We start from the raw sequence: 11916 nt of genomic DNA, 5'->3' as shown, positions 1-11916 counted from the left end.
AGAAAAAATCATTCAGCCAGAGCCTGCACATTCAGGCCATAGCAGCGAATCGCGTTGCCGCTCCAGAAGGCGTCCTGCTCGCGCACGGTCAGGCGCGTGCTGGCCCACTTGTGCGCGAGACCGTGCACGCCCTCGTACGGCGCCGCCAGCTGGCACACCGGCCAATCCGAACCAAACATCAGCCGCTGCGGCCCAAAGGACTCCAGCGCCTGGTCGAAACAGGACAGAATAATTTTGGCATCCTCGGGCGAGATGCCGGGGTGTGCGCCCCAATCCGCTTCGGTCACAGCGCCCGACAACTTGCACACCACATGGGGCAAAGTCGCCAGCTCACGAATGCAACTGATCCAGCGGCGCGAAACCTCGGGGTTGCGCGTCCAGTCCCGTACGGCAGGCTTGCCCACGTGGTCCAACACCAACCAGTGCTGGTCATGGCGGGCACAAAACTCAGTCACTGCAGGCAGTTGGTGGTCAAACACCAGCACGTCGTACACCAGACCCCGCTGCTGCAGCGCCCGCAGGCCCGTGTTGATGGCCGGGGCGTTCACCCAAGCGCCGACATCGGGCTCGTCCTGCAGGATATGGCGCACCCCCTTGAAAGCGGGATGTGCTCCCCACTGGTCCAGCCGGTGCTCCAGGTCCGGCGCCGCCAAGTCAGCCCAGCCTACCACCCCAATTACCTCGGGGTTATGGTCGGCCACGCGCAGCAGGAAGTCCGTCTCTGCGGCCAAGGTACGCGCCTGCACCGCCACCACCGCGTCCACGCCCGCAGCCCGCATCGCGGCCTCGCAGTCCACCGGCATACAGTCGCGCTGCAAAGCTGGCATGGCGGCGCTGATCCAGGGGAATTCGTCCGCCCGGTAGCGCCAGTAGTGTTGGTGGGTGTCGATTTTCATGCGGCCAGTGCCCGGGGCTGGTGGGTGTAATGCGCCAGCGACTCCAGCTTCATCTCGATGGAAAAACCTGCCGCCTTGGGCGGCATGTAGGCCGCGTGTTCGATCACACACGGCTCCTTGAAGTGCTCGTGCAGATGGTCCACATACTCGATGACACGCCCTTCACGGGTGCCGGCAATACACAGGTAGTCGATCATGGACAGGTGTTGCACGTACTCGCACAGCCCCACGCCCCCAGCGTGCGGGCATATCGGCAAGTTGTACTTGGCGGCCATCAGCATCACCGCCAGAATCTCGTTCACACCGCCCAGGCGGCAGGAGTCGATCTGCACCACGTCAATGGCACCGCGCATGATGAGTTGCTTGAAGATGATCCGGTTCTGGCACATCTCTCCGGTGGCGACCTTCATCTTGCCCAGCATGGCTTCACGAATCTGGCGGTGGCCTTCGATGTCGTCGGGGCTGGTTGGTTCTTCGATGAACCAAGGTTTGACAAAGGCCAGTTCTTCCAGCCATGCGATGGCTTGCGGAACATCCCAGACCTGGTTGGCGTCAATCATCAAGTGACGATCAGGACCGAGAACTTCCCGGGCAATACGCAGGCGACGAACGTCATCTGCCTTGTCGCGCCCCACTTTGAGCTTGACGTGGTTGAAACCTGCGTTCACGGCTTCTTGAGCCAGCCGGCGCAACTTCTCGTCCTCATAACCCAGCCAGCCTGCTGACGTGGTGTAGCACGGATAGCCCTCGCGCTCCAGCGTAGCCCATCTCTCCTCTTTGCCTATCGCGCGCTCGCGCAGCAATGCCAGCGCTTCTTCGGGGGTGATGCAGTCGCTGATGTAGCGGAAGTCGATCAGCTTCACCAGCTCCTCAGGGCTCATGCGCGCCACCAGCTTCCACACCGGCACGCCTTCAAGCTTGGCCCACAGATCCCAGACGGCATTCACCACCGCGCCCGTAGCCAGGTGAATGGCACCCTTGTCCGGACCAATCCAGCGCAGTTGGCTGTCCGAGGTGATGTAGCGCCAGAAGCGGCCCATGTCGGCGGCCACCCAGTCCATGTCGAGACCCACCACCAAATGGCGCATGGCCTCGATGGCGGCGCAGCAGATCTCGTTACCGCGACCGATGGTGAAGGTCAGGCCGTGGCCTTCCATGCCGGGCCGGTCGGTTTCCAGAATCACATAAGCGGCCGAATAGTCTGGATCCGGGTTCATCGCATCCGAGCCATCCAGATGCTGGGACGTAGGAAAGCGCACGTCCACGACGCGCATATTGGTGACTTTGGTCATGTCAGGCCTGTGTGGTGGTCTGGGTTTGGGTCCCCAGGCCATCAATGCCCAGGTGAATGGTTTGGCCCGCGCGCAAATACAGCGGCGGCTTCTGGCCCATGCCCACGCCGGGCGGGGTGCCGGTGGAAATCACGTCGCCAGGCTGAAGGCTCATGAAGCGGCTCAGGTACGCAATGAGGAACTTCACGCCGTAGACCATGGTGGATGTGCTGCCATTCTGATAGCGCTTGCCATCCACCTCCAGCCACATCTTCAGGGCTTGGGGGTCTGGCACCTCATCGGCGGTCACCAGCCAGGGACCCGTAGGTCCGAAGGTGTCGCAGCCCTTGCCCTTGTCCCAAGTACCGCTGCGGTCCAGCTGATATTCACGCTCGGACACATCGTTCACCACACAATAGCCGGCCACATGAGACAGCGCGTCGGCCTCCTCGATGTAGCGGCCACCCTTGCCAATTACCACACCCAGCTCGACCTCCCAGTCGGTCTTGACCGAACCACGGGGAATTTCGACGTTGTCGTCAGGACCCACGATGGCGCTGGTCCATTTGTTGAAAACCACGGGCTCGGGCGGCACCTGCATGCCGCTCTCGGCTGCATGGTCAGAGTAGTTCAGGCCGATGCAGATGAACTTGCCCACGTTGCCCACGCAGGCGCCCAGGCGCAAGTCTTTCTGCGGAGTGCCGGCCACCAGCGGCAGGCTCTCAATATTCACACCACGCAAACGCGCCAGGCTCTCAGGCAGCAGCGCGGCACCGGCCACATCAGCAATGTGCCCGGAGAGGTCGCGCACGCGGCCCTGGGCATCCAATACACCGGGCTTTTCCTGACCTGGCAATCCGTAGCGTAGAAGTTTCACAGTCTTTCCTTTTTAGTCAACATTCCAACTCAGGGCACCCGTGGAACTGGCTCTGCCAGGCCACCGGGTGCGCCCCCCTCCCGCCAAAGGCGAGAGAGGGGGGAGCGGCAGAGCCGCTCAGGGGGTGATTTCAGTCGTAAAGAACGGCAGCGATTTTGGGATCGCTCATGTTGCTCTTGTCGTAGTAGTAGAAACCGGTGTCGATGATCTTGGGCAGTTTTTCACCCTTGAGTGTCTTCACAGCGGCTTCCACGGTCTTGTAGCCAATGCCCACGGGGTTCTGGGTGATCGAGCCGGCAATGGTGCCGTCATTGATCATGTCCTTCTGCGCCTTGCCGGAGTCAAACCCGATGATGGTCACGCCGGTCTTCTTGGCTTCCTTGATGCCTTTGCCGGCGCCGATAGCGCCTGGCTCATTGGTACCAAAAATACCCTTGAGCTTGGGATGTGCCTGCACCAGGGCCTTGGCGATTTCAGCGGACTTCAGCTGATCACCACCGTATTGCACGTCCACCACCTTGATCTTGGGGTACTTGGCCTTGATCTGGTTCAGGAAACCATCGCGGCGGTCCACACCGGTGCGGCTGGTCTGGTCGTGGGCAATCACGGCCACTTCGCCTTCGCCACCGATCTTCTCGGCCATCTTGTCGGCAGCTAGGGCGGCGGCAGAGACGTTGTTAGTGGTGGCGGTGGTCACGGGAATGTCGCTGTCCACGCCAGAGTCAAAGGCAATTACAGGCACCTTGGCGGCCTGGGCCTTCTTCAGCAGCGGAATGGCGGCCTTGCTGTCCAGCGCGGCAAAACCGATGGCAGCGGGCTTCTTGGCCATGGCAGCCGACAACATGTCGATCTGCTTGTCCACCTGTTGCTCAGTTTCAGGGCCTTCAAAGGTCACCTTCACCTTGTAATCCTTGGCAGCCTGGTCAGCGCCCTGCTTCACAGCTTGCCAGAACTGGTGCTGAAAGCCTTTGGACACCAGCGGGATGTAAATCTCCTGGGCCGATGCGAAGCTGGAAAAACCAGCCAGTGCCAAACCAGCCGTCAGGGCCAGCAGTTTTCTTTTTGCGTTCATGGTTGTCTCCTGTTGAAAAAAGTTATGTCACACGGAATCACGGAAAGGAAAAACACGGGGTCAAAGTGAAGGGCATGGGGTGTGGCGCGGTCTCCTTATTTCTTGTTGCGGCGCAGGTTGTCGGTGTAGACGGCCAGGATGATGATCAGTCCGGTCAACACCATTTGCCACTCCTGCGCCACCGACATGATGCGCAGGCCGTTGATCAGCACGCTCATGATGAAAGCGCCGATGATGGTGCCCAGAATCGTGCCCACACCGCCGCTCAACGAGGTGCCGCCAATCACCACGGCAGCAATCGCATCCAGCTCGTAGCCCTGGCCCAGCGCAGGCTGTGCGGAATTGAGGCGGGAAGCAATCAGCAAACCAGCAATACCGCAGATCCCGCCCGAGAAGGTGTAGATGATGACCTTCCAGCGGTCCACGTTGACCCCCGACAGGCGCACGGCTTCTTCGTTGCTGCCCAGGGCAAAGGTATAGCGGCCCAGCGCGGTTTTGTTCAACACCACCGCGCTGACGATGGCGACCAGAAACAGGATCAGCACGCCATTGGGAATCGGCATCGACGGAAACACATCCCCCAGCAACGAACCCAGCGAGATTTGGTCAAAGCCCTCCACATCACTGAAGTAGATCGGGCGGGTCTGGGTGATCAGCAGCGACAGCCCCTTTAGCAACATCATCATGCCCAGCGTGGCAATGAAGGGTGGCACCTTGAGCTTGGTGATGGCCAGACCAGACACACAGCCCGACAAGGCCCCCATGGCCAACGCACACACCACGCCCAGTGGCATGGGCATGCCCAGGTTCACCATAAAGACACCCGCCATCACGGCGCAGAAAGTCATCAGCACGCCCACCGACAGATCGATGCCCGAGGTGATGATGATGAAGGTGCTGGCGATCGCCAACACACCAATCACCGTGGTGGACTGCAAGATGCCGATGATGTTGTCCTGCGTCATGAAGGCATCGGGCTTGAGCACGGTAAACACCAGGATCAAGGCAATCAGGCTGGCAAAAGCCAGCAGCTTTTGTTTGGCCTGGCCACCGGAGAGGCGCGCCAGCCAGGAGGGAGAGGAATTTGTTTGTGTCATGGCAAAACCTTGTATTTTTCCGAATCAATCACGCCGCGTGGCCAGGGCCATCAGGCTTTCCTGCGTGGCTTCGTCTCCGCGCACTTCACCGGTGATGCGGCCTTCGCACATCACCACAATGCGGTGACTCAGCAGCAGTACCTCGGGCAGCTCGCTGGAGATCACGATGATGGCGCGCCCTTGCGCAGCCAGCTCATTGAGCAGCTTGTAAATCTCGCTCTTGGCGCCCACGTCAATGCCGCGCGTAGGTTCATCAAAAATCAGCACTTCGCAGTCCTGCACCAGCCATTTGGCAATCACCACCTTCTGCTGGTTACCGCCGGACAGCAGCTTGGCAATCTGCGTGAGTGACGGCGTTTTGATGCGCAGTTTCTCCACCATCTGCTCGCCGATACGACGGATGGCGGGTTGGTTGAGGAACACCCCCCAGGTCAGCCAGCGCTTGAGGCTGGGCAGTGTGATGTTGGACTCCACGTCCATGCCGGTGGCCAGCCCGAAGTGCTTACGGTCTTCCGACAAATAGCCAATACCGGCCTGGACCGCATCTTCGGGCGATGTCAGCCGGATGCGCTTGCCACCCACCCACACCTCCCCTGAATCGATGGGATCGGCCCCGAACACGGCACGCGCCACCTCGGTGCGCCCTGCTCCCATGAGGCCGGCAAAACCCAGAATCTCGCCACGGCGCACGGTGAAGCTCACGTCACGGATGGCACGGCCCCGATTCAGGCCCCGCACATCCAGCAACACCTCGTTGGCCGAGGTATCGGGAATCTGCTTTTCGGTGGCGCCCAGCTTGCGCCCAACCATCATCGCAATCACCTCTGCCATGGGAGTTGCAGACGGTACGGTGGCAATGTAAGCACCGTCACGCATCACAGTAATACGGTCAGCGATGCGCTGGATCTCGTCCATCTTGTGCGAGATGTAGACAATGCCCACACCCTCGGCCTTGAGCTGGCGGATGATGCGAAAGAGTTCTTCAATCTCGGCGTTGTTCAGCGCCGCGGTGGGCTCGTCCATGATGAGCACTCGCGACTTGTGCGACAGGGCTTTGGCAATCTCCACCATCTGCTGGCGCGCCACCGTCAGCTCGCCAATGATGGTGGTGGGTGCCAGCGCCAGCTTGAGGCGGTCGAACAGCGCCTGCGCATCGCGGTTGAGCTGCGCTTCGTCCAGCAGCAGCCCGCCCGCCTTGCGCGGCTCGCGGCCCAGAAAGATGTTTTGCGCCGCCGTCAGGTGGGCCATCAGGTGCAGCTCCTGGTGGATGATGCCGATGGCCAGCGACTGCGCATGCGCCGGGCTTTCGATTTCGACCGGCTTGCCATCCAGCAGCACCTCGCCGCTGTCCTTGCGGTAGACGCCGGCCAGGATTTTCATCAGCGTGGACTTCCCCGCGCCGTTCTCGCCCATCAGGGCATGCACCTCACCGGGCATCAGGTCAAAGCGCACGCCATCGAGCGCACGCACGCCCGGAAACGATTTGCTGAGGTTTTGTACGGAAACCAGTGCTGTCACAGTCAGGCCCTTGTTGCAGTGGACATCATCAGATGGTGACACCACCGTCGACCAGCAGCGCCTGCCCCGTCACAAAGCGGGACTCATCGCTGGCCAGAAACACCACCAAAGGCGTGATGTCGTCCACCGCCGCCAAGCGCCCCATGGGCTGGCGCGCGATGAAATCCTTCTCGGCCTGCACCGGGTCAGCCGCGCTGGCAATGCGCCCGCGCAGCGAGGGCGTGTCCACCGTACCGGGGCACAGCGCATTGGCGCGCAAACCGGCCTTGACATAGTCGGCCGCCAGTGACTTGGTCAGGCCAATCACTGCCGCCTTGGTGGCCCCATATGCGCAGCGGTTGGCAAAGCCTTTGATGCTGGAGGCCATGGACGCCATGTTGATGATGGAGACACTGCAGGCTTGGGTTTCCGCCTTGGCCAGCATGGCGGGCAAGTAGGCGCGCGTCATGCGGAACATGCTTTTGACGTTCAGGTCAAAGCTCAGGTCCCAGTCGGCCTCGGTGCAGTCCAACATGCTGCCGTTGGCCACCATGCCGGCGCAGTTGAACAGCGCGTCCAGTGCTGGGGTGCGCGCGGCCAGGGCCGCCACGGCGGCGTCACTGCGCACATCCAGCAGCTCCACCTGGATGTTGCTGTGCTCGGCCGCTAGGCTGTCCAAAAAGGCCTGATTGATGTCGGTGGCAATCACGCGGGCGCCTTCTGCAGCGCAGGCCAAGGCACTGGCCCGGCCAATGCCTTGCGCCGCTGCCGTGATGAGCACTGTTTTACCTTGCAAACGCCCTTGACCCATGCTGCTGACTCCGGTTTAATAATTCAAATATGAACAAACTATTCATGTATGAAGCGAAATCATAGGCAGCTTTGTCCGTCCACGGCCTAGTACTTACCCTAGAGCCCCAGGGCCCTGCTATAAACCTTCACCCGAAAGCCCCCCAACCATGACCACGTCTCCCGCCAAGCCGCGCGGCCGCCCCGCCAAGACCGAAGACCAGGACGAATCGAGCCTGCCCCCGGAAGACCGCTACCGCGCGCCAGCGCTGGACAAGGGGCTGGACATTCTGGAGTTGCTGGCGACGCAGCCACACGGCCTGACACGCGCCGAAATCGTGAAAGAGATGGACCGCAGCGCTAGTGAGATCTACCGCATGCTGGAGCGTCTCGTGGCGCGGCAGTACGTGATGCGCAACGCGTCTGGTGACCGCTATGCGCTCAGCCTCAAGTTGTTTGCGCTGGCCAATATGCACCCGCCGCTGAGCCGCCTGATCAACCAGGCCCTGCCGGTGATGGACGACTTTGCCCGCAAGGCAGAACAGTCCTGCCACATGGGGGTCTACGACCGCGGCAACGTGCTCATCAGCGCCCAGATCAACAGCCCCAGTGGCTGGAGCTTTGCGGTGCAACGCGGTGCGCGCGTGGGCCTGCTGGACACTGCCTCGGGCCACCTGCTGCTGGCCTATGCCGACGAGGGCAGCTATCGCCGCATGCTGGCCGAACACACGCCACTGGATGGCGAAGTACCCATTACCGAAGCCGAGCTACAAGCCACGCTGGCCAGCATCCGCGAGCGCGGCTACCTGGAGCGCGACAGTGCGCAAACGCTGGGGGTGATCGACATTTCATTCCCCATCCTCGGGCCGGACAACACCGCACTGGCCACCCTCACCTGCCCCTACATCCGCCGTATCGACCGGCACGTGGGTCCGCAAATGACCGATGTACGAAACTACCTGCGCGAAGCCGCCCACACCCTGTCACTGACACAAGGCATGGCACGCGAAGCGGCCTGACTTGCTATACATTCAGTAGCTACTCGCGCAGTATCTACGTAGCCTAAAGGCCAATTTCTTTCAAAAAATGGCCTCCAACCTGCCTAGACCGCCACCACCGACACCCCGCGCTCAGACAGCTGCAAGGTCACCGCGTCGCCACTGCTCCAGCTACCCTGCGCGTCCGACGACACCACAAAAATCTCGCCCAGACTGGTATCCACCGTCAGCTCCTGGAAGCTGCCCAGGTAGGCCGCTTTGGACACCGTGCCCAGCAGCCCGTGCCCGTGGCCATCATGTACCGCCCAGGCCTCGGGACGGATCGCCACTTTGACCGGGCCGGTGGCCACGCGCTGCGGTGTGCGCAGGGTGAGCGGGCCCAGGCGTACTGCGCCCTCCGACTCGCAGACCCCATCCAGCAGCACGGCCTCGCCCATGAAACCGGCCACGAACTCCGTCTTGGGGTTCTCATACAGCTCGCGCGGACTACCGGCCTGCACGATCAGGCCGCCGTCCATCACGATGATCTGGTCGCTCACCGCCAGCGCCTCGCTTTGGTCGTGCGTGACATAGGCCACCGTGAGCTTGAGGCGCTGCTGCAGGCCGCGAATTTCTTCGCGCATGGAGCGGCGCAAGCGTGCGTCCAGGTTGGACAGTGGCTCGTCGAACAGCAGGACCGAAGGCTCCAGCACCAGGGCACGCGCCAGTGCCACCCGTTGTTGCTGCCCGCCCGACAATTCGGCCGGATAACGCGCCTCATAGCCAGCCAGGCCCACGATGGCCATGGCCGCGCGGGCACGGTCACTTACCTCCGCCTTGGGCACGCCACTCACGTTGAGGCCATAAGCCACATTGCCCAGGACCGTCATGTGCGGGAACAGCGCATAACTCTGGAACACCATGCTCACATTGCGCTCGGCTGGCCCCAACTGGGTCACGTCGCGCCCATCGATGAAGATTTGCCCGCCGCTGGGCGTCTCCAGGCCCGCAATCATGCGCAGCGTGGTGGTCTTGCCGCAACCGGAGGGGCCCAGAATGGTGGTCAGCGTGCCCTTGGGCACATCAAAGTCGATGCCGCGCACGACCAACGGACTATCGGCACCGCCGTAACGTTTGACGACCTGGCGGAAAGAAATACCTGTATTCGTGCCTGTGTTTGTATGTGTCATGGGGATACCCGTTCAAAAGTAGTTCAATGTGCGGCCGGTGTTGCCCGGCGGCCCAGCTTGCGTTCGCCCACCAGGGCCTGCACCAGCAGCGTGCTGAGCGACATCAGCACGATGAGCACCGTGCAATAGGCCAACGCCACGCCGTAGTCGCCATTGCCCACGCGGCCAATGATGTAGGTGGTGGACAGCTCGTATTTCGCCGTGACCAGAAAGATCACCGCCGATACCGTGGTGATGGAGCGCACAAAGGAATACACCAGCGCCGCCACCAGCGCCGACTTGATGAGCGGCAGCACCACCAGGCGCAGTGTGGTGAGCGTGTTGGCACGCAGCATGAGTGAGGCCTCATCCAGCGATCGGTCCAACTGCTTGAAGGCCGCCGTACCGGCACGCACGCCCACCGGCAGATTGCGGAACACAAAGCACAGCACGATGATGAGGCCAGTCCCCGTCAGCTCCACCGGTGGCACATTGAAGGCAAGGATGTAGCTCACCCCCAGCACCGTACCCGGCACCGCAAAGGTCAGCAAAGCGGAAAACTCAAACGTCGCCTTGCCCCGAAACTCGGTACGTGCCAGCAACCATGCAATCAAGAGGCCCATACCGGCGCAGATGGGCGCCGCCATGGCGGCCAATGACAAGGTAGTGAACAGCGAGTTCCAGGCCGTTCCGGCCCAAACCCAGCCATAGTCGCCCCACTGCACGTCAAACGCGGTGCGGAAGTGGTTCAACGTGAGCGTGTAGTCGCGCCCCCAAGTCTGCACAAAGCCGCCCGCAAAGGCAAACAAATAGACCACCAGCGTGAACAGCAACCACGGCCCCGCTACCCCGAGGCACAGCTTGCGGATGCCGTCTGGCAGCGGCATGGGCAAACCAGCGTCGCCTTTCCCCGCCACCGTGGTGTAGCTGCCCTTGCCCAGCACCCGGCGCTGGATGAAGAACACCGCCAACGCAAACAGCGTCAGGATCAGCGAGAGGGCCGCGGCCATACCAGGGTCCAGCGAGGAGCCAACGATGGCAAAGAAGATTTCGGTGGACAGCACCGCAAACTGCCCGCCCACCACGATAGGGTTGCCAAAGTCCGCCATGCTCTCGATGAAGCCGACCAGAAAGGCGTTGGCCAAGCCCGGCTTGAGCAGCGGCAACGTCACGCTCCAAAAGGTTTGCATGCGGTTGGCGCGCAGGGTTTGCGAGGCCTCCTCCATGGACGGGCTTACGCCCTGCACCACGCCGCGCATGATCATGAAGGCAATCGGTGTGAAGGCAAACAGCTGAGCCAGCCAGACGCCAAAAAAGCCGTAGAACCAGCGCGTAGGCTCAATACCAAAGGCCCACTCCATGAACTGGTTGTAGAGCCCGGCGCGGCCAAACAATAGGATGAGACCCAAGCCCACCACAAAGGGCGGCGTGATGATGGGCAACATGGCCAGGATGTTAAGTGGACGCGCCAAGCGCTTGGCCTCGCGCTCGGCCCACAGCGCAATCAGCGTGCCCAAGAACGTGGTGCCGGCCGCCGTCATCAAGGCCAGGCCCAGCGTGTTCCAGGCCACGCCACAGCGCCCGCCTCCGGTCACACAGCCCAGCCCCCAGATGCGCGCCGTGCCAATACGCTCCCACAAGGCGCCCAGTGCAAACTGGCCTTCGTCATTCAGCACGCTGCCCATGAGCGACTTGATGACCGGGTAGACCACAAACAGCGCCAGCAGCGCGGCACATACCAGCACCGCGCCAGCGACAAAGGCATCGCCCTTGAAGCCCCCCAGCCGCGCCACGCCGATGGCCAGCAGTGCCAGCAGGCTCAGCACCACCACAAAACCGCCCCAGCCCATGCCGGGTTGGGTCCACTCCGTGGAACCCCACATGGCATTGAGCCAGTCCCAGGACCAGCCCACCATGCCAATGGCAAAGCCACTCAGCAAGACCCCGGCCAGGCCCACCGTGGCACCGCTGCACAGCAGCAGGCCTTGGCTACGTGGCTCAGCACTGAGCGCGGCCGCACCGGCCAGCAGCAGCCCGGCCAGGCCCGACCAGAGCCAGACGCGGTGGTGGCTCCAAGCCTGCACCCAGGCACTGGCGGTGTCTGCCTTGCCCCAGATGCCGGGCATGGCGCCCCACAAGCCGCCGTTTTGAAGGAAGTACCAGGGCAGCAGCATAAAGGCGACCAAGCCCAGCGCCGCCCACAGGGCGATCGCGCGGCGCAGGCGCCACGGGTGTGTATGTGTCATGGAGATCGATGAATTACAGGGCACA

At 62.1% G+C, this 11916-nt stretch carries 10 protein-coding genes; 1 reads left to right on the top strand and 9 read right to left on the bottom strand.

The genetic code is table 11. The features are described 5' to 3' along the window. Positions 1-8: 8 nt before the first annotated feature. From CHU94_RS09840 to CHU94_RS09810, 7 genes are all read right to left on the bottom strand, one after another. Positions 9-896, bottom strand: coding sequence for an amidohydrolase (locus CHU94_RS09840; protein ID WP_094479170.1), 888 nt, complete (start codon positions 894-896; stop codon positions 9-11). Further along, entirely contained in the window at positions 893-2188 is a 1296-nt protein-coding gene (locus CHU94_RS09835; protein WP_094479168.1) for an L-fuconate dehydratase, read from the bottom strand. Before CHU94_RS09835 ends, CHU94_RS09840 begins: the two co-directional genes overlap by 4 nt. A 1-nt stretch (position 2189) precedes the next feature. Then, positions 2190-3044, bottom strand: a complete 855-nt coding sequence (locus CHU94_RS09830) for a fumarylacetoacetate hydrolase family protein (RefSeq protein WP_094479166.1) — start codon at positions 3042-3044, stop codon at positions 2190-2192. Positions 3045-3174: 130 nt separating this feature from the next. Further along, entirely contained in the window at positions 3175-4116 is a 942-nt protein-coding gene (locus CHU94_RS09825; RefSeq protein WP_094479164.1) for an ABC transporter substrate-binding protein, read from the bottom strand. 95 nt (positions 4117-4211) lie between these two features. After that, positions 4212-5213: an ABC transporter permease gene (locus CHU94_RS09820; protein ID WP_094479162.1), complete on the bottom strand. Its 1002-nt coding sequence runs from the start codon at positions 5211-5213 to the stop codon at positions 4212-4214. Positions 5214-5237: 24 nt separating this feature from the next. After that, on the bottom strand, positions 5238-6731 hold the full coding sequence (locus CHU94_RS09815) for a sugar ABC transporter ATP-binding protein (protein WP_094479402.1): 1494 nt from the start codon (positions 6729-6731) through the stop codon (positions 5238-5240). Positions 6732-6759: 28 nt separating this feature from the next. Next, positions 6760-7521: an SDR family oxidoreductase gene (locus CHU94_RS09810; protein WP_094479160.1), complete on the bottom strand. Its 762-nt coding sequence runs from the start codon at positions 7519-7521 to the stop codon at positions 6760-6762. Positions 7522-7669: 148 nt separating this feature from the next. Here CHU94_RS09810 and CHU94_RS09805 point away from each other — a divergent pair, with 148 nt between their 5' ends. After that, complete coding sequence (locus CHU94_RS09805) at positions 7670-8518, top strand: IclR family transcriptional regulator (RefSeq protein ID WP_094479158.1); 849 nt, start codon at positions 7670-7672, stop codon at positions 8516-8518. A gap of 83 nt (positions 8519-8601) precedes the next feature. Here CHU94_RS09805 and CHU94_RS09800 read toward each other — a convergent pair whose 3' ends face one another. Together CHU94_RS09800 and CHU94_RS09795 are read right to left on the bottom strand one after the other, a co-directional pair. Continuing rightward, positions 8602-9666: an ABC transporter ATP-binding protein gene (locus CHU94_RS09800; RefSeq protein WP_094479156.1), complete on the bottom strand. Its 1065-nt coding sequence runs from the start codon at positions 9664-9666 to the stop codon at positions 8602-8604. A 23-nt stretch (positions 9667-9689) separates the two neighbouring features. Beyond that, positions 9690-11891: an iron ABC transporter permease gene (locus tag CHU94_RS09795; RefSeq protein ID WP_094479154.1), complete on the bottom strand. Its 2202-nt coding sequence runs from the start codon at positions 11889-11891 to the stop codon at positions 9690-9692. Between the last annotated feature and the right edge of the window lie 25 nt (positions 11892-11916).

This window comes from Rhodoferax sp. TH121, assembly GCF_002251855.1.
Taxonomy (GTDB): Bacteria; Pseudomonadota; Gammaproteobacteria; order Burkholderiales; family Burkholderiaceae_C; genus Allorhodoferax.
Note: the sequence above shows the minus strand (reverse complement) of the source record. Positions and strands in the feature narration are given on the sequence as shown.

What these genes read in the sequence shown, in the direction of transcription:
- CHU94_RS09840 (WP_094479170.1), bottom strand. Translation starts at nt 896, where the DNA reads ATGAAAATCGACACCCACCAACACTACTGGCGCTACCGGGCGGACGAA.
- CHU94_RS09835 (WP_094479168.1), bottom strand. Translation starts at nt 2,188, where the DNA reads ATGACCAAAGTCACCAATATGCGCGTCGTGGACGTGCGCTTTCCTACG.
- CHU94_RS09825 (WP_094479164.1), bottom strand. Translation starts at nt 4,116, where the DNA reads ATGAACGCAAAAAGAAAACTGCTGGCCCTGACGGCTGGTTTGGCACTG.
- CHU94_RS09820 (WP_094479162.1), bottom strand. Translation starts at nt 5,213, where the DNA reads ATGACACAAACAAATTCCTCTCCCTCCTGGCTGGCGCGCCTCTCCGGT.
- CHU94_RS09810 (WP_094479160.1), bottom strand. Translation starts at nt 7,521, where the DNA reads ATGGGTCAAGGGCGTTTGCAAGGTAAAACAGTGCTCATCACGGCAGCG.
- CHU94_RS09805 (WP_094479158.1), top strand. Translation starts at nt 7,670, where the DNA reads ATGACCACGTCTCCCGCCAAGCCGCGCGGCCGCCCCGCCAAGACCGAA.
- CHU94_RS09800 (WP_094479156.1), bottom strand. Translation starts at nt 9,666, where the DNA reads ATGACACATACAAACACAGGCACGAATACAGGTATTTCTTTCCGCCAG.
- CHU94_RS09795 (WP_094479154.1), bottom strand. Translation starts at nt 11,891, where the DNA reads ATGACACATACACACCCGTGGCGCCTGCGCCGCGCGATCGCCCTGTGG.